Below are 24,878 nucleotides of genomic sequence, written 5' to 3' on the forward strand. Positions count from 1 at the left end.
CGGACAATTTTTTACAAGACAAGCTCTGTTGATTCCACCAGGATCTGATTGGCTAATTTGTTAAACAGTTTTGTCTTGATCCTGGAATTGGTAAGCAAGTCCCTAAGATGATCCAATCCAAATCGAAAAAAGCTGTGTTTAGGTCTTTTTTGATTTCGTAATTTTTTAAAAGGAATAGGCTTGATAGATGCCTTCCATTCACCGATTCGATGAGCCCAAACAAAACCTAAAGCGAGTAAAACCAAAAGTTTTTCGATGCGCTTAGGCTCAATAACACGTGTATCTTCAAACCGCCAACCCTTTGTTTTTAACGCGGCAAAAAGCGTTTCTATTTCCCAACGGCGCAAATAGCAAGCGATAGCATTTTTTGGATTCTGATTTGTCAGTACAACTAGCAAGTCTTCACGAGAATTTTTGCTCCCTGCTAAATAAAGAGATTGACCAAAAACGTGAACTTTCATACCAAATACTTGTTGCTGATAGGGGGCCAGATGATTAAATAATTGGGCTGAGGTCTTAAATTTCTTTCTACCAATACAAATGTCTATGTTCCCTTTAATCCGTAAATAAAAGGGGATATTCTCTGCTACAAGCCAAGCGATAAGTGCTTTGTTAGGAAATTCTCGGTCACCGAGTACGCCTTGTATCGATTCTTTACCAAACGTATTAATAAATCGAGATAACAATTCGATTTGTTCTTTAGCTGTTGTACTTCCTGCTTTGTTAAGCAAGCGCCAAAATATAGGAATGGCAATCCCTTCATAACAAATCGACAACATAAATACGTTGATTTTTGCCTTCCCCCAATACCAATTTGTCCTGTCAATAGCTATATAAACTTTCTGGTGTGAAGTAAAAAATAACGAATAAATCCAACGAGCAATCCAGATAAAATCTAATTCAAACTTTGAAAAAAAACGATAGATTCTTTTGTAGCGTGATTCAATGCTTGCTTTATTAACATCCATTGCAACAGCTATTTCGCTTAAATTGATACTTCTCACCATAAATAGCGCTAACAACATTTGTGCAAAACAGTCTATTCGAGACTTGTGCCAATTTAATTGCTGACTTAAAATGCCTCTCAACTCGCTGATATATTTCATATTTACATCCTTTTTTAAGACAAAATGATTATATGAAATACATTTAAAATCAGCGAGTTATTTCGACCCCATACCATTTATAATCGGTTTTTGTCCGGCACAAAGGTGGGGCTTTCGTTTGACAGTCTTGTTCATTGGCCAGTATCTAAGCTGGTATCTATTACAACGAGCATTAGAATTGCAACGTTCTATTCCGATCATTCATTTCTCCGTGCACGCAGGAAAAATCAGCGTGATTTTGATAAGCCTTTATATAAAGAACGCCATTTAATCGAATGTTTCTTTAACAAAATAAAGCATGTTAGAAGAATATTTGCCAGATTTGCTAAAAAAGCATCTTCTTTTGCTGGTTTCTTTTTTTATACTTATTTTATGCATGAAACAAAGTGCGCAGAACCTAGAGCGAGTTCCCAGTCTGGTCCTGGCTCTATGGGGTGATTTTTTGCTTGTGAATGCTTGTAGGCAAACAAACCGACACCTGCCGCTGTTGCCCCAGCCCTTAATAAAAGATTATCCAGTTGTAGCGAATTTATGCTATTTTGCGCATCTTTAGAAAATCAAATATAAACGCTTGGGAGTATCAATTTTTTTAAATTATTTCAATAAACTTGCGGCTTGATTAAGCTTTGAATTCAAGGCATTGACAAATGAAATCCGCTTCGGTGTAATGTGTTCTAATTTCATTAACTATGACATACCCTTGAGCACGTATCATTTACCCCCACAAGAGCATAGCCGGGTTCAGGCTTATGTAATTTTTTTTCTGGCAGCTTCGTTTTATTTGTATGAATTTATTTTGCAGGTAGCTCCCAGTGTCATGGCTGATCCCATGATGAAAACTTTCCGGGTCAGTGCGGAAGGCTTTGGTGTGATTTCAGCGTTTTATTTCTATGCTTATGCGCCGATGCAATTGCCGGCAGGCGTGTTATTTGATCGCTATGGGCCGCGCAAGCTCATGACGGGTGCCCTGTTACTTTGTGCCGCAGGTTCATTCTTTTTTGCATCGACCGACAGTGTCGTTACTGCGTCATTGGGACGATTTTTAATCGGTATTGGTTCTGCTTTTTCCTTTATTGGCGTATTGGTTTTATTATCCCGCTGGTTCCCGCCGCAACACTTTGCCATTTTGGCAGGTATAGCTCAATTAATGAGTTCTGTGGGTGCAATGTTTGGCGAGATGCCGCTTGCATCGCTTATCGAGCATGTGGGTTGGCGGCAAGCGAGTTTTATTCTGGCGGGCGTTGGCGTTTTGTTGGCTATGCTGCTTTGGGCGGTAATTCGTGATTATCCGCATCAACCGACACAAGCATTGCCTACGCAACGTTTCCGCGATGAATGGCGCCGTTTGCTGGAGGTTTGCAAGCATTCATATACCTGGTTAACCGGGGCATATGCGTTTGCCATCTGGACTCCCATTGCCGTCTTTGCAGCCTTGTGGGGCGTTCCTTATCTTGAAGAAAAATACCAGGTTAACGTAGTCGTTGCTTCCGGGTTGTGCAGTATGATTTGGCTGGGAATTGGTGTCGGCAGTCCGTTGTTAGGCTGGGTTAGCGATCGGTTTTATAATAGACGCCTGGCCTTGGCAATCAGCTCCGTTTTAGGATTGGCTGCCACCTTGATTTTGCTGTATGTGCCGGGTGTGCCGATGCAGTGGATGTATGCGGTGCTTTTTGTTTTAGGCCTTGGTGCGGGTGGGCAAACCGTAAGCTTTGCCGTCGTGAAAGACAATAACCCAGCGCATTTGGTGGGGACTGCTTCGGGCTTTAATAATTTATCCGTGCTGATTGGCGGCGCTGTATTCCAGCCTTTGGTGGGCGTGATACTACATCGCAGCGAAGGGTGGCAGCTTGTCAACGGCATCCATGTATATGCTCTTGGCAGCTATCAAAAAGCTTTATTCATCATGCCTCTTTGCTATTTAATCAGTTTGCTCGTTGCTGTTCTTTTTTTGAAAGAATCTCATCCAGGCAGGAAATAAGCCTATTAAAAAATCAACTGGAAAGGATGCATGCTGGTTTTTAAAATTTTCTTTGCGATGCTTATTCTTTTGGTAAGCATCGCGTCGGCTGCAAAAAGCGATTTCTCAAAAAGCTTATATTGCAATGATTATGCAGACAGCATCCAAAAATATGCTTGCCTCACTGAACATGCGGTGCAGGGGATAAAATGGGTTTATGAATCTTCAGGCATCAAGCTTACCGATGATGAAACCAGGATTCTGCAAGCCATTGAAGCCATGAATTTAATACAAAATATTGCCAGCGCAGGTCGGTATGCTTACCTCAAACATACACAAAGGGAATTTAAATCTCCCTTGATGCATGAGCAGAATGTGTGTTTGCAAAACAGTTTTGGCATTTGCGGCAACCATCAATACCTTTTTGTAGAAATATTAAAACATTTAGGCTTAAGCGTGCGCCCGGTGGATTTTTATTATTCATTCAATCATGAAAATCACAATCATGCGGCCGCCGAAATTTATGTCAATGGTCACTGGGCTTTTTTCGATATAACCTGGGGAGGTTTCTGGGTACAACATGATTTGTTTACCCCGTTAAGCCTGGAAGCCATATTAAAAAGAAAAGGGACATTAATTGCAGGAAGCAACAGTTGGTATATTGCCAAGAATCATTTAAATCGGGTTAAACACTATCCCGATGTTTTTTCTTATCTGCACGGTAAAGATTTACAAATTTTAAGAAATAAATCAGGGATATTGCGAATCCGCTTTAAAAACGGGGAAGCTGATTTTAACCACTTGCCTAACTACTTCGGTAAATCAGAAAATGGGCGCTCTCTTAAAATAAAATTTCAAAATCCTGCGGCTCTTCAGGCTTTACTGCACATCGAAAATATAGGGGGCTATTGCGAGCATTCCTATATTAAGGCTGGAAGCCAGCGCTTTACCATAGTTAAAGGTAGCAGTCGCCTCGTTATTCCACCCAATGGGTTGCTGGAGATAGAAGGAAAAGATCCCATCTGTTATCTCGTTATAAAAAATTTAAAGGAAATTGCCTGGAGTTAGCCATGCTTGCCGTTAGAGCATGCATGGCTTTTACACGTGAATTCTAGTAAATTAAGCAGTTTTAAGATTTGAACTGTTAAAGAGGACTATTAGGGCCATGCTGAATACGTTGATTAAGAAAATGTTTGGTAGCCGCAATGAGCGGACGTTGCGGCGCATGGAAAAAACGGTGCTGGCCATTAATGCTTTTGAAGAACAGATGCAAGCTTTAACGAATGAACAATTAGCTGCTAAAACTGCCGAATTTAAATCGCGCCTGGCAGAAGGTGAAACGTTGGATGAATTGCTGGCCGAAGCTTTTGCTGTGGTACGGGAAGCGGCGGTTCGTACTTTGGGTTTGCGCCATTTTGATGTGCAGTTAATTGGCGGCATCGTGTTGCATGAGGGCAATATTGCCGAGATGCGCACCGGTGAAGGTAAAACATTAGTGGCCACTCTGCCTGCCTATTTGAATGCTCTGAGCGGGCGCGGGGTACATGTGGTTACCGTGAACGATTACCTGGCCAAACGCGATAGCCAATGGATGAAGCCCGTTTATGAGTTTTTAGGCTTAAATGTAGGTGTTATTTATCCAGACATGCCTCATGAAGAAAAGCAAGCTGCTTATCGTGCCGATATTTTATACGGTACAAATAATGAATTTGGTTTTGACTATCTACGCGATAATATGGCATTTAGCCTTGAAGATAAGGTCCAGCGCGAGCTAAATTTTGCCATCGTGGATGAAGTGGACTCCATTCTCATCGACGAAGCACGAACTCCTTTAATCATTTCCGGCGCCTCCGAGGGCAGTTCAGAATTGTACATTAAAGTCAATCAGCTCATCCCCAATTTAAAAATGCAGCAGGAAGAAGGGGATAGCGGGGATTATACGATTGATGAAAAACAAAAACAGGCTCATTTGACGGAGGCGGGGCATCAGCACATCGAAGAGCTTTTGGTAAAAGCAAATCTACTGGACCCTGGTGAAAGTCTTTATCATGCCAGTAATATCATGTTGATGCATCATGTGAGTGCCGCATTAAAAGCACATGCGTTGTTTCATCGCGATGTGGATTACATTGTACAAAACGATCAGGTGGTTATTGTTGATGAGCACACAGGAAGAACCATGCCTGGCAGGCGCTGGTCTGAAGGCTTGCATCAAGCAGTCGAAGCCAAAGAGCATGTTTCCATTCAAAATGAAAATCAGACGCTGGCTTCTATTACCTTTCAGAATTTTTTCCGTTTATACAATAAATTATCCGGGATGACGGGTACGGCTGATACAGAAGCTTATGAGTTTCAGCAAATTTATAATTTGGAAGTTGTGGTTATTCCTACGAATAAACCCATGCGCCGCGTCGATCAGCCTGATTTGGTTTATTTAACTCAAGAGGATAAATATCAAGCTATCATTCAAGACATACGCGAATGTGTAGAGCGTAAACAACCCGTGTTGGTGGGCACTGCATCCATTGAAGCATCTGAGCTGCTGAGCGGCTTGTTGAAAAAAGCGGGTTTAAAGCATCAGGTTTTAAACGCAAAGTTCCATGAAAAAGAAGCTCATATTATTGCTGAAGCCGGGCGGCCGGGCGCTGTTACCATTGCCACCAACATGGCAGGCCGTGGGACTGATATTGTTTTGGGTGGGAGTCTGGCCACGGAGCTTGCTGAACTATCTGCTGATGCAAATGAGGAAGCCCGTGAGGCGGTCCGTGAAGACTGGCAGAAACGCCATGAAATGGTACTTGCTGCCGGTGGCTTGCGCATCATCGGCTCTGAACGCCATGAATCGCGGCGTATAGACAACCAATTACGCGGTCGAGCCGGCCGGCAAGGCGATCCGGGTGGCAGCCGCTTTTATTTGTCGCTTGAAGATCATCTCATGCGGATTTTTGCTTCCGAGCGTGTCGCCAATATGATGCGGCGTTTGGGAATGAAACCAGGCGAACCCATTGAACATAATTTGGTAACGCGGGCTATTGAAAATGCACAACGCAAGCTGGAAGGATATCACTTTGATGTAAGAAAACAGTTGTTGGATTATGACAACGTCGCTAATGATCAGCGTAAAGTGATCTATACGCAGCGCGCGGAAATCATGGCGATGCCTGACCCACTAGAAGCTGTGCATTCCATCCGCATCGATGTTTTAAGCAGTTTGGTGGATAGTTATATTCCCCCGCAAAGTTTGGAAGATCAGTGGGAAGTAAAAACCTTGGAGCAAGTGCTTGCTGATGATTTCAAACTGAAAGCACCAATCCGTCAATGGATTAATGAGGATCACTCCATTCAACCTGAACAGATAAAAGAAAAAATTATCGAATTGAGCGAAAAACAATATCAAGAAAAAGAAGATAGAATTGGGCGTGAAGTGCTTGCCCAGTTTGAAAAGTCGGTCATTTTACAGACTTTGGATAATCATTGGCGCGAACATCTGGCTGCCATGGATTATCTGCGCCAGGGAATTCATTTGCGTGGTTATGCCCAAAAAGATCCGAAACAAGAATATAAACGCGAGGCATTCACTTTATTTTCTACCATGCTGGACAATATGAAATACGATATTATCCGCCTGCTGTCTTCTGTAGAGATACAAACGGAAGAGGATGTGGAAGCAGTTGAGGAGCAACGCCGCGCTGAACAAATTCATAAAATGCAATTTATTCACGAAACGGAAGAGCAAGAAGCTGAAGAAAATGCAGTGACCACATTCAAGCGCAGCGGTAAAAAAGTGGGTCGCAACGACCCTTGTCCTTGCGGTTCTGGTAAAAAATATAAAAGCTGCCATGGAAGCATTGCATGAAAGTAGCCGTGGCGGTTATTACGGATGCAAGGCAGCGTATTTTAATCACGCAGCGTTCGCAGAAAACCACGCACGCCGGTTATTGGGAATTTCCTGGAGGCAAGCTTGAAGCCGGCGAGGAAGCGACTCTTGCTTTAATTCGAGAGATCGAAGAAGAAGTAGGGCTTGAAGTACTGCACTACACTTTTCTGGGCGAGGTTAATCATACCTATAGCCAGCACTGTGTATCTTTATTAATTTACCATGTGGATAAGTTTTCAGGAGAAGCTTATCCACGGGAAGGGCAAATGGATTTGCGTTGGGTAGATGCTAATAGCTTGCAGCAGTTTGCCTTCCCTGCAGCCAATCTTGAAATAATTAAGCTTTTAAAAAAACAACATATCATTTACAGGTAGGGCTGTGATTCGTCGTTGCCGTGAGGTTGGACTGCCAGAGCATGAATTTCTATCTCAGACGGATTCAGGACAACTATTTGGCGTAAATCATTAGCGGCGACCGGACAAGCTACCGAACAAGTCGATCCATGGATTGAGCGGGTACCCAGAGCATGCCGAACTAAAAGGCGAGCTGAAAAGTATAGAACTGCAAGAGGTTGCTGGGATCAGGCATCGTGAGACTTTCAACGCAATTATCTTGATGAGCTACTCAACGAGGAATTGATGGAGCGTACCATCCCAGAGAAGCCCAAGAGCAGACTACAAAAATATCGCTTGTCCCATAAGGGAAAAATATTATTGGAAAATTTGTCTAAAAATGAAAAATAAATATATTTCTTTTCGCAACTTATCAGAGCAAGACTTACCGCTTCTATTAAAATGGTTAGAAACGCCCCATGTCAAAACCTGGTGGAATGATGAGGTGATTTGGACACTAGATAAAATCACTCATAAATACCGTAGTTATGTAAGCCAATATAAGTTAGAGAACGGAAAGAAAAAATCCATTTTTGCTTTTATTATTCTGCTGGTTGAACAACCCATAGGATACATTCAGTATTATGATATGTACGATTTTCTTACTCTACCTGCTAATAAGACTTTTGATTTCCAAAAAATTGCGGCTGTTGATTTCTATCTTGGTGAGGAATCAGTTTTGGGACAGGGGATTGGCAGTGCGGCACTGATGCAATTTGTTCAGCACACTGTTTTTCAACAATTTGATACAGCACTAGTCACACCAGATATTAAGAACCACCGTGCAATCGCCTGTTATCAAAAGGCAGGATTTATTCCTTGCATAACAAAAGAAGAAACCAACGAGCTATGGTTAATCGCAAAAAAGGAAGTACCTCATGCCCACTAACCACCTCAACACTCTTAAAAACACCATATCGTTAGTGCATGGTGATATGGGAAAACAATGGTGGCAGTGTTACCTCAATTCTTGAACACCTTGCGCATAGACTTACTTTATTGACCCGGTTTGAGCATTTAAGTTTTAACTGTGTGCTTCCAGTTTTAGGTTCAAAAAGCGAAGAATGGGTATTAAAAATCAACGTTCCTCATAATGAATTTTCAAGAGAATTCATGCATTAAGACATTTTAATGGGAGGGGTTCGACTCGATTAATTGCTGCAAATCCTGAAGAAGGCGGCATGCTCATTGAGCGCCTGTTACCAGGAACATGATGGGTTGATGAAAGGGAGTTTGAAATAGGTGCGTTTTAAGAAATTGACTTGACTGTATTTAATGGTGAACGAGTCTTAAGCTGGTGTATTATTCGAGCCATTTTATGTGTTTGTTGGTATGTTGAGGACACTATGCTTTAAAAAGCGCGTCAGCTCACGGTTTATGCCGAACGTTAATAAATGATGATTTAACTCAAGTGACTTATAAGGGATAAGATGAAGTTAACCTATGAATCTGAGCCAAGACAAGAAGATATTGATATTTTAAGTCAAGGTATTTCTGAGTATGCTTATTTAAAGAAAAGGCAACAGCCTATAGAGTCCTTTGCTTTTTTTTTTCCGTGATGCAGATGAACTTATTATTGGTGGCTGTAATGGCAGTATGTATTATGGCTGTCTCTATATTGATCAATTATGGGTGGATGAGCGTTACAGAAAACAAGGAATTGGAAAGCAATTGATTGAAGCGAGTGAGTGTTTGGGAAAACAAAAAAAATGTCGTTTTTCTACCATTAACACCATGGATTGGGAAGCTTTAGGTTTTTATCAAAAATTAGGGTATGAAGTTGAGTTTCAACGTGATGGGTATGAACATCATTCAACTTTATATTTTTTAATTAAGAAATTTAATAATGTACTCTGATCCAACGAATTGTATCCAATGCAAGGATTTGAGCGTACCGTTTTAAGAATATCATTAAACATTGTTGGAGATTATATTTATTATGATGATCCGGTTGATGCCCATAATTTTGAAAAAAACGTGCTCTACCATTTCGATTTTATTGGCGATGACTCATCATTGATAAATTTTGCCAAATAGCCACCAACGTCAAATTTGTTTTGTATGGTGCCAGTCATTGTTTTCCAATCTTTTGGCCTGAAGCGTCTTTTATAGAGATCGTAAGAAAGCACCGTGATTGGTAATGATGTCATTGGCTATGACGCTATCATTATGCCAGATAATGTGGCTATTATTGGCACTTGCGCTGAGAATATGAGTTATGACTATGATGTTGCATGAATATAACAATATTTATTCGATGATGAAGTAGTGCACCGTCTGCCTGGGGAGCCCTGGAAAGGATTAGGTAAATAATATTTATAATTTAAGATCACAATTTTTGACCTTAAAAACAACGCCTGTTTCTGAATGGTTAATGCAAAACTATAAAAGCTTGCCAGCTAATTAAAATTACATATGCCTAGATAGATTGGGGCTTCTGTATGGCGTAACTTATTCATTGAATTGTCGCACAAGGTGATGCTTAACCCATGCTGTCCAAGCTGCATTTTTGGAACAATCCCGCAACTCTTATTCATTCTAAGCAATATCAGGTGGCAGGAAGTTTTAGGCGGTAGTGAGCGTTGGTAAAACCCATTGTAGATATCAATTTTGTCAAATTCGGCGGTATTGCGTAGCAAAGCCAGATAGATAAAAACCGTATCTTTTAAGGATTTTAATTGCTGCAGCCACTTATTTAAATCAGCTTGCCTCTTTTCCGGTTCACTCTCTAGCCAGAGCAGTAATTGCGGCGAATAAATTTCGCAATCGCTGTAATCTCCGGTTTGGGCAAAACGAATGGATTGCAAGAAAGGATTGATGTGGATGGATTCACCAAAACGCCCCGCCACATGATTTAAAAACTGGACTTGGACGAACAAATTAGCATAGAGCGTGTTGGATATGGTAATTTGTGACTTGTTTATCGTATGTTCAATGCGCATTAACTCTTTTAAAAAACGGCTTTTAAGCTCTGGTTTTTCAATCAATTTTATAATTTCAATCACGTTTTTCAGCGCATAATGATGAATGACTGGGTGGATTTCTTCACAAGCTTGCTCAACGGTAAGAAACAAGCATTCAAGGCGTAGCGCAACCTTGGGCAGATAATGGGTTGCCAGTTGAAATGTAATGGTTTCATCATGCATAACGAAATGCGGTCCTTTGCTTGTTTGAACAAGCCTAACATAAAATTAAATGAACATAAAAATCTAGACGATGTCTGCTGCAAATACTTTGTAAAAATACCTAATACTGTAATGGATTTGCTCAATAAGGACAATATATACAAACACAGAGTTAAGCTATTAGCTTGTTTGTATTCTAAGCTACTGCCTAGGTGCAAACCTGTTTATTTAATTTTCTTTGAGGAGTTTTGTGATTTTCAATGAAGCAAAGGGTTCAAAAAAAACATGATCTGTTTGCATGAATATTGGTATAATCCGTAGTATTTCCTGCCACTGAGGTAATTATGAAACGTTGCATGATCGGTTTGGTGTTGGCATTCGCCGTGTCTGCGTGCGCACCTACTTATTTTGGTTTATCCAAAGAACAGTGGCAAAGTTTGACCCCTGGGCAGCAAGCGCAAGTAATCCGCTCATACAATGAGCGGGAGGCAGAAAGGCAGCGTGCTGAAAATGACAGGGCAATAATTGCCGAGCAGAATGCACCATTGAATAATTTGATTGGCGCATTGGGAAGTTCCGTACCGCATCACGAGCGTGGAAAAAGCAAAACCATAACCACTTCCAGCCAAAATTGCACGGCAAATGGCAGCCAATGCACCAGTACATCAACGTCGCGCTCTTCTGGGTGGCGGGTCGGCAATTAATTTATTTCAACTACGGCCGCAAGAATAGTAATCTCCACTTTGCGGCTGTCTTGGCATCAATATCTTATAATATATTGTATTATCTGCTTTTAATTTGGTAATACAATGTTCTTTTTGATCTTTAAATCTACATTAACTTTTGTTTTTTGCTATAATTATGAATCACTTTGTAATTCGAGATGTTTATGCCTGCTGAAAGAATTTACGTTTATAAACCGGCAGAAGTAGATTATGTCATTGTCGGGAATGACTTTTTTGCAGCCATACAAGCCATTAATCTCGGCATTGGGGCATTGCCCCTGAAACCTAAAACGGTTCTTATTGAAACGTATTTAAAGAATAAGGAAGAAATTTTCCCGCTATCTTTTATTGATAAATTATTAAGCGGTTATGAAGATGAATTCGTACTTTCCAGCATAAAGAATTTCAAGCAAAAAAATCAAACGCAAAAAGGCAGAGAAGGCCTGAGCAAAGAAGATTTAACTGCATTACTTCAATATGAGTCATTCATCGATCATATTTTAAAAGATTGTAAAGACGAGGATGTCATCAAGGAAGTCAAGACTCGGCGACAAGGGAAAACGTGGGAGGAATTGCTTCACTATTTACATAATGTAGCACGTTACCACGGAGCAGATTTTGATCCCTTGTTAAACGTCAGTAATGTCGAAACGGATCTTTATAAAAAATATAAAAATGCAAAAGGAATTTTCGGGGCTTTAACGGTATGCCAAGCTCCAGCCGATGAGGAAGTGGAAACAGTAGTTGTGGGGGCGGGTCCAATAGGTTTATTAAATACCATCGGTTTGTTATCCCACCATAAAGGCATGAAGCTTGTCATCCTGGAAAAGTTTGATGAATATAAGCGGAATCATACCTTACACATGGATTACACGCAGATTGACAAATTTTTGCAGGCTAGCGCCCATCCTCAGCTGGGCGAGGATCCAGCCATAAAGGAATTTCGCGATCGCGTCAAAAAAAATCCCTATATACGAATTTCCGAAGTAGAACATTTGCTGAAAAACCGTGCCGTAGAATTGGGAGCACATCTTATTACAGGACGGGGTATTACAGATGTGAAGTCAGAAATTTTGGATAAATATAAAAATGCCAATTTAATTCTTGGCGCCGATGGTACGCGCAGTGTGATTTCCCAACAAATTATGGGTGAAATCGATAAGTATGAATTTGCAATGGCTGCGGAAAATACAAGTCTTGAGGAAAATAAAATTTATTTAAGCCTCAGCGAAGATCGCAAATTTACCTACTCCATGAAAGCCCTAGATGGCAGCGAAGTACGAAACATAGTTACTGAGATAAAAGCTCCTGAATCTTACCATCACCCTGATGATCTTGATCATAAGCTTAAATTGGAATTAAGGACTGCTGCTGCCCGAAATTATCATGCCGGTAATACCATTAAAAAAGAATTTGATTTTGTTTTGCAATTCCGTTTTGAGGTAGAGGGGGACGTAACCCCTATGCCTTTAGCCACCCAAGTGCGTTTCATGCAAAATTATGGTCTTACTTGTGATGAATACGTAGGCAAGAAGGATGCGCACGGCAAGACCCCGGTTACTTTCCAAATGATGATTAGCAAAGAACATTATCAAATCCTGGAAAAATTTGCTAAGTCGGGAAATCCCATTATGCCTTTTTCCGGAGAAGATGATGAGCGGATGGAGAAAGTTCCCGAAATTTTAATGCAGCAGCTTAAAGGTTATTTGGGCTTAAGATTGCGTCACTTTACTCATGAATATGACATTGTAAGCCTGGATAAAGCAACCATCAGCGTCAATGAAGCCCCAGCGACTTTTGCAAATTTGACTTATAAAAAATTGAATGGGGAACACCCTTGTGATGTTTTATTAGCAGGTGATGCCAAATTAGGCCTTTCGTACTTTAAAGGCATTAATGCAGGAGTTGAAGCTTCGGCAGCAGCATTCCCAAGTCTGGTCAAACCGTTTGGGCAAAGGCACGAGGGGTTGGAGCAGCATCAAACCTGGTTTCAAGAGGTTTATGCACCACAAAAAGTAAGGGAAGTACACAATTATAGCGTTTACAGGATTGGCGCTTTGGTTGGCTTGTTTAAAACTTTGCAATTTATTTTCCGCAGCGATTTGTTAATGCGCGGGGAGACAGCTGAAAAAACGGTGGACTTATATCTGGGGCATCTTAAAGCCATTCGTGACGCGCAGGAAGCAGGTATTAAACGAAGACCCATTGCAAAACCTCATTTTGTGAATGTCATCCGGCAAATTGATCGAAACGTTAAAGATATAGCTCTACTCCCCACACTTGAATTGACTTCACGTTCATCAGACAGCGATGAATGGTTTGATGGGGAAAGCCCGGCTTATACCACTCCATCCCTGCCGGAATGGACGCATGCTTACGAATATGATGGCCGTGCTTTAGAAAGCGTGTTAACGTTTAGACCCCAAAACAGTGTAATTATTTTACGCGAAATTGGGAAAAATATACGGGAAAGCGTAAAACCTTACAAGTCATGGTTTTATGCATTACGCGATGTAATGTTGCCCTTCCGCGCCATTTACAATTTGCTGTTAGGGGCTTTGCAAATCGTTACGGCTTTGCCCGTCGAAATTTTCAATGGCCTATATGGGATTATTTTTCCAGCCGGTAATGAAACGCGCATTAGTAATGCTGTTACCAGCATCTTTTCTTTTTTTGCTCGTATAGCGGAAGGAGTGTCTCGCATTATTCTCGGAATAAATTTAGCCGTTTCTACTGTATTTTTACCCTTGAAATTATTTGCACGGATTATCAGTACGGCAGTTGCCGCTTTTGGGGAAGAGCCTATTCTCATTGAAAATAATAGAAAAATTAAAGAGTTGGTTAAAGAAGGAGAATCGAGGTTAACCGTGCGCAAAGACCCTCAGGAGAAGATTGCAGCCAAGGCATCCCATGAACAGACTATGGAAGAAACGATTGCAATGGAGGAAGAGGTGCCACCGCATGCAACTGGCAAACATCCTGCAGCTATCAAGGAGCTTTCTTCCATCGCCCTAACCATCCATCAGGATTATCTAAAATATCGCCATCGGTATCAAAGGACCCACATCTCCGTCGATGAGGAAAAGAAAAAATATCAACAATGCGTGAGCAAAGGAGATAAACAATCTTTTCAGCAATATTTTGGTTTATTTAAATCCACAGCCGTCCCTGAGGCTCCTGCATCTGTGGAGCAGGAAAATTTCCGAGTGAATACAGGAATGTAATATAGGGTAGTGCTAGCTGGATGGCATTAGGTATCCATGGCGCTTCAAATTGGATACCTTAATGCTTTCATCGTGGTTTTTGTATGCCGGGCTTATCTTTCATAATCGTCTATACTGAACATATAAATCCATCTGCATAATATTGTTCTTTCAGCGCACCCTTGTATGTTTATCGATGATTTACTGCCGGCTTACTTAAGCTACCGCAAGAAAATTAAAAAAGGAAATTTTTTATCTTCCCGCCATCGGCAAGCCATCAGCCGGATGAATCAAGATATTTATATTCGTGATTTAGTGGTGAGGACACCGCCTGCACGGTATGGCGAAGCGGTTAATGATACCAATCCCTATCTACAGCCTGCCGTGGAAAGGCTGGGAGTCCATATTTCCTTTTTGTTTAATTTGGCGAATGAGGAACACCGGGCAAATTATTGCGAGCAAGATGTAAAAGGAAATTTTCATATAAAAAAAGAAAAAGAAAACTATATTACGCGTTTATCTTTACCTGAATTTTCCTTATATACTCCTGATCAACCTCTAACGGAAGAAGAATTTCAGAATTTATACCTTAAAATAGGAAATATGGCTGATAAGCTTGAACCTAATGTGCACGTGTTATTAAGTTCTTTTGCCATACGCAATAAACATGGCGATCTTTTAAATATGTGCCTGTATGTTGAAGGAGGATGCCCTTCCATTATTCACGCCTTTTGCAAAAGTACGCCTTCCGACATTGATGTGACTTACAATAAAAGAGAACCTCTGTTTTCCCAACAACGAGACAATCCAGATTTTCATGCGCACCACATCACTACAAAGGAAGGTTATACGGTGACGACTGGAAGTGTTTTTGAAGTGACTACAAAAGGAGGCGCTTGCTTTACCCAAGCAATTGATATTTGTTTGGATCATGAATTGGAACACAGTAAAAGTTTTTTAGAAGAACGCATCAACACAGAGATGATGCCCAATGAAATTTTGCCGAAACAGATTGAATATTGCGTTACGGCCAATTCAATTGATTTGCAATATGAATATATTTTGGCAAGCTATGTATTACATGTTGACCCCTTGATTTCCATGCATCATTCTTATCATGCGAAGTTAGGGAAAGGAGTATTAGCTGAAACGGTAAGATACCAGCTGATTCCGGAAGATTTTAATCATATGGAGATAAGAAAACACAAGCTGGGGTATTTGATTGTAGAACCTCCTTTTGGCTCTGATTGCATCGTTGAGGTATTGGCGGAAAGACCGGCTGCTCGCTACATTTCTACCGTAGAGGAATGTATTGATTTACATAATAAGAAAGTTTTAAACCGGCAAATGGACGCAACGAACTTGTTCTTTTCCCAAGAGGAAAATCTGTTTAAGGTGATTGATGAAACCCATGCTCTGGCGCATAAAATGCGCAAACTGGAGCAAGAGCTGTTAAAACAATGTGAGCCTTCATTTTTGCAAAAACAGTTAAAAACCGTGGAGTACCAGCAAAAACAAAAAGCAGCTCAAATCATTCGCAACAGCTTTGCCTTAATTCAGGAAAGTATTGCAAAAAACGAGAGCGGTTCCTTATTTTTATTGCGTCCCTGGAAGAATGAGCTTTTGCATAAGTTAAATGCACTTTCGCCTTGCAAATTCCAAAGTTGTAAAGATGCGCTTTGCAATAAAATACGCTCTGCCTTAGAGCATGATTTTGCGCAAGAGTTAAAAACGGCTTTGGTAAATAAATAAGATAATTCATGAATTCTTGCAGCTTACATGACATTTGCTATTTGCAGGGATTTTACTATTTGACTAAGATGATAACTCCTCCATTAATTTGATAAAAAACCATGAAACTATACTATACAAAAGGAGCTTGTTCATTAGCTGCACATATCCTAATCAATGAATTGAGCTTACCGTGTGAATATGAAGCAGTGGATCTGAAAACCAAAAAAACGGAACAGGGCAGCGATTTTTTAACCATAAATCCCAAGGGTGCGGTCCCGACCCTGGAAACCAATGACGGTGAAATCCTCACTGAAAATGCGGTGATCCACCAGTATTTGGCTGATAAGAAAAAAGCTTATAACTTATTACCCCCTATTGAGGAATTTAAGCGTTATCGCGTGCTCGAGTGGGAAAATTATATTACTACTGAATTGCATAAATCCTTTGGTGCTTTGTTTAACCCTAATATTTCCAAAGACTTACAAGAAAGCATTTTTATTCCAATGATTAAAAACAAATTTGCTTTCGTAGACAAACAATTGCAGAACAAGTCTTATTTATTAGGAGATGAGTTTACCTTACCCGATGCTTATTTGTTTGTCATGCTCTCTTGGGCGCGGCATTTTAAAATAGATTTGGACAATTGTCCTAATTTGTCTGATTATTTTAAAAATTTGTCAAAAAGAGCATCTGTGCAGAAGTCTTTACAAGAAGAAGGTTTGCAGTAAATCCGATTTTCATGGCAAGAATTGAGGTGTTTTAATAGTTATCCCCCGCAAATTTCGAAATGATGAGGGATAACTATTAAGTTCATGCAGGCGTTTAGAAAGGGGATTACCATCCCGCTATAGTAACGTAAAGACATTTTGTGCTTGCTGCTTTTATAAACATGATATTATTCATAACCATTTTTAAAATTATATCAGCGAGCGCTTTTTTTCATGGCATACTGTACATAGTCTTTGTGCAGCTTTGTTATTTGCTGTTTTAGCTCCTCCAGCGAGCCATGGTTAACGAGTATGTCATCAGCAAGGCTTCGATATTGAGCAGGCGTGCTTTGCGCCGCCAGTATGGCCAGGGCTTCTTCCTGGGTGCACAAGTCGCGCTGTGTAATTCTTGCAATCTGCACTCTTCTGTCTGTTTCGACTAATAAAATTCGATCAAGATAAGAGTAAGCTTCTCTGTTGATTAATAATGGAATTTCAATGATGCAATAAGCGCTTCGGCAAGAGGCAACGTCTTTTTCAATTTGCTGCCGAATCAGTGGGTGCAAAAGATTTTCTAACCATTGCCGCTGAGATGCTTGATTAAAAATAATCTGGCGCAATTGACGACGGTTTAATGCGCCAGAGGCATCCAGGATATGCTTGCCGAAATGCTGCACGATTTTGTGGTAAGCTGCTTGGTTGGGGGCAGTAATTTGTCTGGCTATTTCATCGGCGCTGATTACTTGAACCCCCAGTTCTGAAAAATAACGCGCCACCGTTGATTTGCCGCTGGCGATGCCGCCGCTAAGACCGATGCAGTACAATTTTTTCCCTTAAATGATGCTATTTAACGTTTGTATTTTTACATGTGACCAAATTCACGTAACACGTGTCAGGGACTGCACTGTGTTGTATACAAAATGTTTTTGCTCCCATTGCCGCGTCAATGCCTCGCGGAAAAAAGTCTCCAAGCCAGGCTTTTGCCATTCTGTCCACAGCCGTACATTGCCACATGGGGCGGCTGTTCAAACCTTTTATATTTGCCTCACAATATTCTTTTGCTGTTTTACAAGTTCTCGGTTCGCGGCTGTGTTTTTTACAAGCTTCAAAAGCTTTATTTAAAGCCATTTGTTCATAAGGGGCTTTCGCCACCCATTGTTTGTCCTCACGATCGAAAGCACTACATTGCCATAAGTTGCCTTCCGCTTCCGGCACAAGGATGGTAGCGCCCCATGCTGGAACCGCAATCAAGGTAATAACAAGAGACAACAGCCGGTTATGCATAACGAACTCCTTTTATAAATGCTATGAATTGTTCACAAGACATCGCCTTGGCAAAGTACCATCCTTGCATCAAGGCAACGCCTTGTGCTTTTAGGAATTCGAATTGAGTCAAAGATTCTACTCCTTCCGCAATAATTTGCAGATTTAAATTTTTTGCCATCTGTAAAATAGATTGGCTGAGTGTTTCCGTGATAGCGCCAGTGCCAATTGCTCTTACAAACAATTGATCAATTTTCAAGTAATTAAAGGGAAGATGCCGTAAGTAAGAGATGCTAGCATATCCTGTACCAAAATCATCTACAGCCAGGGAGAAACCCCTTTGGCGTAAATCCAGCATTTGCCTGGTTAATGCAAGATCATGCCGGTTCAATAAACTACGCTCGGTTACTTCCAGCATCACTTGCCGGGACGGCACATGGTATTTTTCACATAAATTAAGAAAAGATGCAAAAAAATATTTATCGCGGAAATGCACGGCGGACACATTGAAACTTAAATAAAACTGGGGGTTGCCCATGAGAACAATTTGGCAATCCAGAAAAGCTTTCTCGATAAGTTGCAAGGTAATGGGCACGATCAAACCGGATTGCTCAGCATCTTCAATAAAATAGTCCGGCATAATAATTTCTGAGTCAGTGCTCGACCACCGTAATAAAACTTCTGCTCCTGCACAAATAGAAAATTCGTTGTTGAAAATAGGTTGATAAACTGGAAAGAATTGATTGCTTTTTAACGCATTTTGCAATGCCCGGTGCAGGGAAAATCGTTGTTGCTTTAAATTGTAAAGGGAATACCAAATCAAGGCAGTAAGGGTAAGAAGCAGCAGTGCCAGGATGATTTCATGATGCCAGGTGAAATGCCGGACGCTGCCGGGATTAGTCGTTAATAAAATTCGGTATTTTTCCAAGTTGTTCAAATAAATTTGTATGGGATAATTTGCTAAAGAAAATTCTGTTTCTTTCTCTTTTTCCGCTGTATGGCTCCACTCCCAATTGCCATTTTGCTGCAGCAGTTTAAATATAATTTTATGCCGGATTCCATCATACAAAGCAATTTCTTGAACAAAAGGAGATGATATTTTTAAATTATTTTTAATTAAATCTTGTGGAAAATAAATATGGATCAAGTAGTCACCTAACGGTTGATGCAAAATAAAAAAAGATTTCTTTTTTTTAGGCAAACTCATAGGGCCTGATAAAATGGATGTTTGTGCTTTGGCCATGGGGAGAGCTTGGGGAGGCTTAAACGTACTGCATGCCCATCGTTTTTTTTTATTTTCCACAATCAATCCGCTGATTCTGGGATTGCCTGCGACAATCGTTTGCAATTGGCTTAATAAGCCTGAGGGACATGTGGAAGCATCTGGATAAGGGGGCAGGGTTACTGCTATTTGCACCATCTCACTGATAAAATGATCCAACTGATCTGCGACATCGTCTGCGCTGCGGTAGAGAATATCTTGGGTTTGCAATTGTTCTTTTTGCCAGGAGAAATAAAAAATAAACAAGAGAAGTAAAACCGTTAGCGAGCCCCAGATTAAATTTAAAAATAAGTAAGTTCTTATTTCTTTTTTATTCCTGATTTTCATGGATATCCAGGGTCGCGATTTTTATATACAGCTTCTATTGAGTTTAGTGTGATCTCAGCCAATTTACGAATCGTGGCCACATCGGCATTAAGCGGCGGTAGCCAGTATACGGTATTTCCCAATGGCCTTAATAAGGCTCCGCGGCGACAAGCTTCCTGAGCGAGTTGAAAACCCATGCGTGGTTTCTGGTGTGCGAGCAGATCACCTGCTACCCATCCTCCCAGGGAGCGTACGTTAGCTAATTTTCCGGTTTGTTGAGCTATTTTATTAAATTCTTCTGTCATCAGCGCACCAATTGCGCGGGCCTTTTCTGGGATATTAAGATCCTTCATGGCTTTTATGGTAGCCAGTGCCGCACTGACTGCCAATGCATTCCCACTGTAGGTATGGGAGTGTAGAAAGGATTTTCCTGTTGAATAATCGGCATAAAATAATTCGTAAATTGCATGATCGATTAATACGCAGCTAAGCGGCAGAGCCCCAGAGGTCAATCCTTTGGAGAGGCAAATCAAATCCGGTTCAATATTTGCATGATCACTCGCCAACCATTCCCCAGTTCGCCCAAGACCAGTCATGATTTCATCAGCAATTAAAAAAATATCATGTTCTTTTGCAAATGAAGCCAGACGTCTTAAAAAATCAGCACTGTAACAATGCATTCCACCCGCTCCCTGCACAATCGGTTCCACAACAATGGCACATAATGAATCTTTCATAGGCTCCAGTTCTTGCAAGGTTTTTTCCCAAGCTTCGCCACAATCCTGCCACAAGGGATCCTCGGCGTTGGGCACATAAGGAATCGACTGGATGAAATGACAAGGAAGTTGCATATTTTTGAATGGTTCCTTGTAAATCCCCAAATCACTAATGCAAAGGGTCGCCAAGGTTTCCCCGTGGTAGCCATTTTTTAATGCCGCAAATCGGTTGCGTTTCGTGTACCCTTTCAGTGCAGCAGCATGAATAGCCAATTTCATGGCAATTTCAACCGCAGAAGAGCCATCGCTGGCAAAGAAAACGTGTTGCTTATTGCTTATTGCAGTGAGTTCCTCCGCTAATTCCACAATTTGCCCATGCGTGGTATTAGCGCCAATGACATGCTCAAAGCGGTTTAATTGCTCTTGAATGGCTTGCAATACGGATGGATATCCATGCCCTAAAGATTTACACCACCAGCTTGAAATTGCATCGATGACCGGACCTTTGTCTGTGTGTAAATAACAGCCTTTCGCCTCATACACGACGAACGGTGGGTAATGTTCAAAATCTTTCATTTGCGTACATGGATGCCAAATGTGGTTTAAATCGCGTTCAATTAACTTTTGTGTTGTGTTAACCATTTTTAAAGTTTTAGGTTGACATTAAGTGCCGCCAATTTATCATATCGGGCAAATAAAAACACAGGATAAGTTTATGTCCGAAGCAAATAAAGTTTGGAGTGTTGAAGAAGTCGCTGGAATATATGCACAATCTTTTCATGATTTGCTATTTGCTGCGCATACGGTTCATCGCCAACATCATGCGGTTAATAAAATGCAATTGGCAAAAATTTTGAGCGTTAAAACAGGCGCTTGCCCGGAGGATTGTGGTTATTGTTCACAAAGTGGGCATTACCAGACTCACGTTGAAAAAGAAAAGCTTATGCCATTAGAGCAAGTCGTGCAAAGCGCGCTTAAGTCCAAGGCAAAAGGTGCCACCCGTTTTTGTATGGGGGGTGCTTGGCGTTCGCCACCTGCCAAGGCCATGCCTGAATTAACGGCTATGATTCGGGCCATTAAGGAATTAGGCTTGGAAACCTGCATGTGCGTTGGCATGTTAACACCCGAACAGGCACAAACGTTAAAGGAAGCGGGTTTGGATTATTACAATCATAATATTGATACATCGCCCAGTTATTACGATAAAGTGGTGACTACCCGCCATTTTAACGAGCGTTTGCAAACGCTGCAGCATGTCCGCAACGCCGGAATTAAAGTTTGCTGCGGCGGCATTTTGGGCTTGGGTGAAACTCGTGCCGATAGAATTGAGTTTTTATTTACATTGGCGAACCTTGAGGCACATCCAGAGAGTTTGCCTATAAATAGTTTAATTCCGGTTGCAGGTACTCCATTAGGATGCGAACCACGCGTTGATGACTTTGAATTGATCCGCACCATTGCCACGGCTCGAATCTTAATGCCTAAAAGCGTGATTCGGTTAACGGCAGGTCGCTCAGAAATGAGTGATACCTTGCAAGCCTTATGTTTTTTTGCTGGTGCGAGCTCTGTTTTTATCGGCGATAAACTTTTAACGGAAGGAAATCCTGAGCTTGAGCGCGATAGCGCATTATTTGCAAAACTTGGCTTGGAAGCGGCACTTGGAACAACAGTGCTGCCCTAACTGCAGTTAAAACCATGTTGCTCGATAAATTACAGCAAGTGACGAATGCCCTTAAAGGGCAAGGGTTGCTGCGCAGGCGGCAAGTTTCTGACGAATCGTTACTAAATTTCAGCAGTAATGACTATTTGTCTTTGCGTTCGCATCCGAAAATAAAGAAAGCTTATGAAAAAGGAGCCAGGCATTATCCCACAGGGAGTGCTGGTTCCATGGTCGTGTGCGGTTATCATGCTATCCACAAGGAGCTTGAGCAAACGCTTGCCTCGGCATTGGAGGTTGATGATTGCCTGTTATTCGCTTCGGGCTATGCAGCAAATTTAAGCATGGCTTTTTTATTAGCCAACCTAAAGATACCCATTGTGATTGACAAGAGTGTGCATGCATCCATTTATGATGGTTTAAAGTTGGCTGGCGCTCCATATCAACGTTACTTACATAATAATTTAAGTGATTTGCGTGCAAAAACCAGTGCATTGTCGGAAAGTGCGGTGGTTATTACCGAAAGCATTTTCAGCATGAGCGGGCAAATTACACCGCTTGCCGCGATGGCTCGGGAACTACAAAATAGCGCGCCTGTGCTGTTAGTGGATGAAGCACACGGGTTTGGAATTCTGGGAAAAGAGGGGTTAGGCGGCGTGCATGAACAACATTTGTCGCAAGGCCAGGTTCCATTGCGGGTGATTCCATTCGGGAAAGCTTGTGCAGCAGCAGGTGCTGTTGTGGCAGGACAAAAATTATGGATAGAAGCTCTGCTGCAATACGCCCGCCCATACATTTATTCGACTGGCATGAGCCCCGCATTTGCCTATGGATTGCTGGAAACTGTGGATATTGTGCGGAAAGCGGATGCACGTCGGCAAAAGCTAAGTGGGTTGATTGCCTATTTCAGGCAAGCCATAAACCATTCGCCATTAAATTGGCAAATCTCGTACTCACCCATCCAGCAATTGCGCCTGGGATGTCCACATCAGGCTCTACGGTGTGCTGAGATGCTGCGCAAGCATGGTATCGTTTGCTTGCCGATGCGTGAACCCACAGTATGTAAACAACAAACCGGCTTGCGTGTTATTCTTAATTATGCCCATGAGCCTGAACATATTGATTTTTTATTGGAGTGTTTACATCGATCATGAGTCTTAGTTTGTCCATCCACGGTAAAGGATACCCGCTTGTTTTGTTTCACGGCTGGGGTTTTGACAATTCAATATGGCATTCTTTAATACCCATGCTGGAGAGGCAATATCAATTATTTTTAATTGATTTACCTGGATTTGGAGGCAGCGCAGACATGGAGTGGCCGGCATTTAAAGCCAATTTGCTGGCAAAACTGCCTTCTTCTTTTGCCATAGCCGGATGGTCCATGGGCGGCTTGTATGCTACACGTTTGGCTGTTGAGAAACCGGAGCGTGTTACCCATCTGCTCAATATTGCAAGTTCACCCAGGTTTGTAAAAGAAGCTGGATGGCCCGGTATTACCCGTGAAGTTTTTGCAACTTTTTACGAGAATTTGCTCAATGCACCGCAAGTAGTTCTTAAACAATTCATCCGGCTACAGCTGCAAGGGCAACATTGCCCATCCGTGCAGATTGGAAAACTGCCTGCAGCAAAAGCTTTACGGGCAGGATTGGAGTTATTAATTCACTGCGATTTGCGCGCCGAGCTCCAGCAATTAAAGATGCCGGTTGGCTATTTATTTGGACGTCTTGATGCAATTACTTCATATAAAACCATGGATCACATGCAGGAACGCTACCCCCAATTTTCCTATATTTTATTTCCCAAAGCAGCGCATGCTCCTTTCTTGTCTCACCCGAAGCTTTTTATAAGCGCGTTGGAAGAATTCATATGTTAAAGCGATTTTTTATCACCGGCACAGACACGGAATGCGGCAAGACATACGTAACCTGTCAATTGTTGCATCATTTAAAACAGGGCGGTAAACGCGCACGGGCCATTAAACCTGTGGCGAGCGGCTATACGGAAAAAAACGGTTGTCTGGTAAATGAAGACATTGATTCCCTGCAGCAGTTTAATGGTGATACAGAAACTATTTGTCCTTGGCCTTTAAGTTTACCCTTATCACCGCATTTGGCGGCATTGCATGATGGGAAAAAATTATCTGCGCAAGAAATCGCTGCCTATTGTTTGGAAAAAAATGTTAATGATTTGGATTACTTGCTGATAGAAGGGGCGGGAGGGTTAATGGTCCCATTAAACAGCAGCGAAACCTGGCTTGATTTTTTACGCATCAGTAAAATCCCCGTCATTTTGGTCGTGGGCATGCGGCTTGGGTGTTTAAACCATGCATTGTTAACTGCAGCAGTTTTAGAAGCACAACATATTTCCTGTGCAGGATGGATTGCCAATTGTCTGGATGAAACCATGGCAGAGCGCGCGGCAAATATAGGAACGCTGCTTGATAAGCTTCATGCCCCGCATCTTGCAACAGTCGAGCCTCATGGCAGTATAACCAAATTCTCTTTATAAGGCACTGACAGCTGCTATGCAATTAGGCTAGATTTTGCATAGGCTTTACACAAGTTGTTGTTTACAGATAGAGCAATTTTATACTACAGCAACTCATCAGGAAAAACTGGTCAAACCGCACAGCAGCATCCGCAAAGATATCGGCAAAGGCCTCTTAGTCTTCGTTGGGCTCGTCCTTGGCATCGTCCCAGGTATCCTCCTCTACAGCCGCTTCTTCTCAGCCTCAAGGCCCACCACAACAGGGGAAAAAATCGTCGAGCCCGTGAAAAAAGAATTTGGAGCCTAGGCAGCAGGCAGATGGTGTATGTATTGAAAAAAGG

24 protein-coding genes are annotated in these 24,878 nt (G+C 41.6%); 17 read left to right on the forward strand and 7 right to left on the reverse strand.

Annotation, left to right across the window (positions count from 1 at the left end; translation table 11 throughout):
• Positions 1-11: 11 nt before the first annotated feature.
• Positions 12-1,106: an IS4 family transposase gene (locus NKV53_RS08680; protein WP_253350988.1), complete on the reverse strand. Its 1,095-nt coding sequence runs from the start codon at positions 1,104-1,106 to the stop codon at positions 12-14.
• Between the two features lie 640 nt (positions 1,107-1,746).
• On the opposite strand from NKV53_RS08680, the gene NKV53_RS08690 reads away from it, so the two are divergent.
• The 8 genes from NKV53_RS08690 to NKV53_RS08715 all read left to right on the forward strand — a co-directional run bounded on the left by NKV53_RS08690 (position 1,747) and on the right by NKV53_RS08715 (position 9,189).
• Complete coding sequence (locus tag NKV53_RS08690; protein ID WP_253350989.1) at positions 1,747-3,084, forward strand: MFS transporter; 1,338 nt, start codon at positions 1,747-1,749, stop codon at positions 3,082-3,084.
• A 30-nt stretch (positions 3,085-3,114) separates the two neighbouring features.
• On the forward strand, positions 3,115-4,131 hold the full coding sequence (locus NKV53_RS08695; RefSeq protein WP_253350990.1) for a transglutaminase domain-containing protein: 1,017 nt from the start codon (positions 3,115-3,117) through the stop codon (positions 4,129-4,131).
• A 97-nt stretch (positions 4,132-4,228) separates the two neighbouring features.
• Positions 4,229-6,919, forward strand: a complete 2,691-nt coding sequence (secA, locus tag NKV53_RS08700) for a preprotein translocase subunit SecA (protein WP_126954605.1) — start codon at positions 4,229-4,231, stop codon at positions 6,917-6,919.
• Positions 6,916-7,314 carry an 8-oxo-dGTP diphosphatase MutT gene (gene mutT, locus NKV53_RS08705; protein ID WP_253350992.1) on the forward strand — a complete coding sequence of 133 codons (399 nt, stop codon included), beginning with the start codon at positions 6,916-6,918 and terminating at the stop codon, positions 7,312-7,314. Before secA ends, mutT begins: the two co-directional genes overlap by 4 nt.
• 264 nt (positions 7,315-7,578) lie before the next feature.
• A complete protein-coding gene (locus NKV53_RS12045; RefSeq protein WP_371923187.1) occupies positions 7,579-7,683 on the forward strand; it encodes a Fic family protein in 105 nt (34 codons plus the stop codon).
• A complete protein-coding gene (locus NKV53_RS08710; RefSeq protein WP_127057194.1) occupies positions 7,673-8,221 on the forward strand; it encodes a GNAT family N-acetyltransferase in 549 nt (182 codons plus the stop codon). The genes NKV53_RS12045 and NKV53_RS08710 overlap by 11 nt, the downstream gene beginning before the upstream one ends.
• A 541-nt stretch (positions 8,222-8,762) precedes the next feature.
• Complete coding sequence (locus tag NKV53_RS11910) at positions 8,763-8,891, forward strand: hypothetical protein (RefSeq protein WP_256478843.1); 129 nt, start codon at positions 8,763-8,765, stop codon at positions 8,889-8,891.
• Positions 8,872-9,189, forward strand: a complete 318-nt coding sequence (locus tag NKV53_RS08715) for an N-acetyltransferase (protein ID WP_253350994.1) — start codon at positions 8,872-8,874, stop codon at positions 9,187-9,189. The genes NKV53_RS11910 and NKV53_RS08715 overlap by 20 nt, the downstream gene beginning before the upstream one ends.
• Before the next feature lie 125 nt (positions 9,190-9,314).
• Here the strand turns inward: NKV53_RS08715 and NKV53_RS08720 are convergent, their stop codons facing one another.
• Entirely contained in the window at positions 9,315-9,482 is a 168-nt protein-coding gene (locus tag NKV53_RS08720) for a hypothetical protein (protein WP_158616403.1), read from the reverse strand.
• 249 nt (positions 9,483-9,731) lie between these two features.
• Positions 9,732-10,478, reverse strand: coding sequence for a cell division protein ZapD (gene zapD, locus NKV53_RS08725; RefSeq protein WP_126953946.1), 747 nt, complete (start codon positions 10,476-10,478; stop codon positions 9,732-9,734).
• 323 nt (positions 10,479-10,801) lie between these two features.
• Between zapD and NKV53_RS08730 the strand changes: the two genes are divergently transcribed.
• The 4 genes from NKV53_RS08730 (at position 10,802) to gstA (ending at position 16,847) form a co-directional block, all read left to right on the forward strand.
• A complete protein-coding gene (locus NKV53_RS08730) occupies positions 10,802-11,161 on the forward strand; it encodes a hypothetical protein (RefSeq protein WP_126953945.1) in 360 nt (119 codons plus the stop codon).
• A gap of 185 nt (positions 11,162-11,346) precedes the next feature.
• Entirely contained in the window at positions 11,347-14,406 is a 3,060-nt protein-coding gene (locus tag NKV53_RS08735) for a hypothetical protein (RefSeq protein ID WP_126953944.1), read from the forward strand.
• Between the two features lie 165 nt (positions 14,407-14,571).
• Entirely contained in the window at positions 14,572-16,137 is a 1,566-nt protein-coding gene (locus tag NKV53_RS08740; protein ID WP_126953943.1) for a hypothetical protein, read from the forward strand.
• A 101-nt stretch (positions 16,138-16,238) separates the two neighbouring features.
• A complete protein-coding gene (gene gstA, locus NKV53_RS08745; protein WP_126953942.1) occupies positions 16,239-16,847 on the forward strand; it encodes a glutathione transferase GstA in 609 nt (202 codons plus the stop codon).
• Positions 16,848-17,041: 194 nt separating this feature from the next.
• On the opposite strand, the gene coaE is transcribed toward gstA, so the two are convergent.
• The 4 genes from coaE to bioA are packed head-to-tail and all read right to left on the reverse strand — an operon-like array spanning position 17,042 to position 21,035.
• Entirely contained in the window at positions 17,042-17,650 is a 609-nt protein-coding gene (gene coaE, locus NKV53_RS08750) for a dephospho-CoA kinase (RefSeq protein ID WP_126953941.1), read from the reverse strand.
• Positions 17,651-17,669: 19 nt separating this feature from the next.
• Entirely contained in the window at positions 17,670-18,110 is a 441-nt protein-coding gene (locus NKV53_RS08755; protein ID WP_126953940.1) for a hypothetical protein, read from the reverse strand.
• Entirely contained in the window at positions 18,103-19,698 is a 1,596-nt protein-coding gene (locus tag NKV53_RS08760) for an EAL domain-containing protein (RefSeq protein ID WP_126953939.1), read from the reverse strand. The genes NKV53_RS08755 and NKV53_RS08760 overlap by 8 nt, the downstream gene beginning before the upstream one ends.
• Positions 19,695-21,035 carry an adenosylmethionine--8-amino-7-oxononanoate transaminase gene (gene bioA, locus NKV53_RS08765; protein WP_126953938.1) on the reverse strand — a complete coding sequence of 447 codons (1,341 nt, stop codon included), beginning with the start codon at positions 21,033-21,035 and terminating at the stop codon, positions 19,695-19,697. The genes NKV53_RS08760 and bioA overlap by 4 nt, the downstream gene beginning before the upstream one ends.
• A gap of 73 nt (positions 21,036-21,108) precedes the next feature.
• Here bioA and bioB point away from each other — a divergent pair, with 73 nt between their 5' ends.
• The 5 genes from bioB to NKV53_RS08790 are packed head-to-tail and all read left to right on the forward strand — an operon-like array spanning position 21,109 to position 24,844.
• On the forward strand, positions 21,109-22,074 hold the full coding sequence (gene bioB, locus NKV53_RS08770; RefSeq protein ID WP_253350995.1) for a biotin synthase BioB: 966 nt from the start codon (positions 21,109-21,111) through the stop codon (positions 22,072-22,074).
• Positions 22,075-22,088: 14 nt separating this feature from the next.
• Positions 22,089-23,204, forward strand: coding sequence for an aminotransferase class I/II-fold pyridoxal phosphate-dependent enzyme (locus NKV53_RS08775; RefSeq protein ID WP_126953936.1), 1,116 nt, complete (start codon positions 22,089-22,091; stop codon positions 23,202-23,204).
• Entirely contained in the window at positions 23,201-23,923 is a 723-nt protein-coding gene (locus tag NKV53_RS08780) for an alpha/beta fold hydrolase (protein ID WP_126953935.1), read from the forward strand. Before NKV53_RS08775 ends, NKV53_RS08780 begins: the two co-directional genes overlap by 4 nt.
• Positions 23,917-24,558: a dethiobiotin synthase gene (gene bioD, locus NKV53_RS08785; RefSeq protein WP_126953934.1), complete on the forward strand. Its 642-nt coding sequence runs from the start codon at positions 23,917-23,919 to the stop codon at positions 24,556-24,558. Before NKV53_RS08780 ends, bioD begins: the two co-directional genes overlap by 7 nt.
• Before the next feature lie 34 nt (positions 24,559-24,592).
• On the forward strand, positions 24,593-24,844 hold the full coding sequence (locus tag NKV53_RS08790) for a hypothetical protein (protein ID WP_253350996.1): 252 nt from the start codon (positions 24,593-24,595) through the stop codon (positions 24,842-24,844).
• The last annotated feature ends 34 nt before the right edge of the window (positions 24,845-24,878 follow it).

This window comes from Legionella sp. 27cVA30, from assembly GCF_024160945.1.
Lineage (GTDB): Bacteria > Pseudomonadota > Gammaproteobacteria > Legionellales > Legionellaceae > Legionella_A > Legionella_A septentrionalis.